The sequence below is a fragment of the Lacihabitans sp. LS3-19 genome (assembly GCF_024343575.1).
Taxonomy (GTDB): Bacteria; Bacteroidota; Bacteroidia; order Cytophagales; family Spirosomataceae; genus Leadbetterella.
The window spans coordinates 1-812 of record NZ_RJUA01000055.1 but is presented as its reverse complement, the minus strand read 5'-3'; the positions used below and the strand labels follow the sequence as shown (position 1 = coordinate 812).

The window sequence follows — 812 nt, the reverse complement described above, 5'->3', positions numbered from 1 at the left end:
TAAAGATTCGAGAATTCGCAAGAAGAATCACATGGTTCAGGACTAATAACATCCAAAACAGTTTCGCATCCAGTTCCATTACTGGCTTTTACCGAAAGGTTTGTGCCAGTTGGAATGTTAATGATACGATCACCTGAAATAGTACCAGCACTAGGTGAAATGTTAGGAGTACTGCTATAGAAAGCCACACTGTAAGTAGAACCTTCACATTTGATATTTCCAAGTGTCAATGTCGGTTTAGTGCAAATGACCGTAACTTTAGCGGTGTCGGAGCAAGTATTTAAACTATACACAAAATTATATCCTCCAGCATTGTTCAACCCTGAAACAGTTCCGGAATTATTAATTGAGCTGCTAAATATATTTCCAGTTGATACTGCCCACGTACCACCTAATGGATTTGGGGTTAAAACTGTACTTGAAATTGGCAAATATATTACTTTATCTAAACCAGCATCTGGCTTGATTGGTTGAGTATTTATTATTCCAGAAGCACTTTGAGAAATACATCCCAGAGTATTTTTTACCCAAACCGAATAATTTCCAGCAGCCAGATTATTAAATATACCAGTAGTATTTGTAAAACTCAGCCCATCTAAGCTATAGCTCATTCCAACACCCGTTGGTGAAGAAACCGAAATTTTTCCAGTCGCAACGGTACAAGTTGGTTGAATTGTTGCCAAAATAGGTTTTGTTGGCGAATTCGGTTGAGGAAGAATAACTGCTTTCGAAGTGTCAGAAATACAGCCTGAATTGTTTTTTACCCAAACCGTATAATTTCCAGCAGCCAGATTATTGAATATTCCAGTAGT

At 37.7% G+C, this 812-nt stretch carries 1 protein-coding gene; it reads right to left on the bottom strand.

The features are described 5' to 3' along the window. Positions 1-812 (bottom strand): hypothetical protein (locus EGI22_RS15240; RefSeq protein WP_255069311.1); only part of this gene is annotated, 812 nt, incomplete at both ends.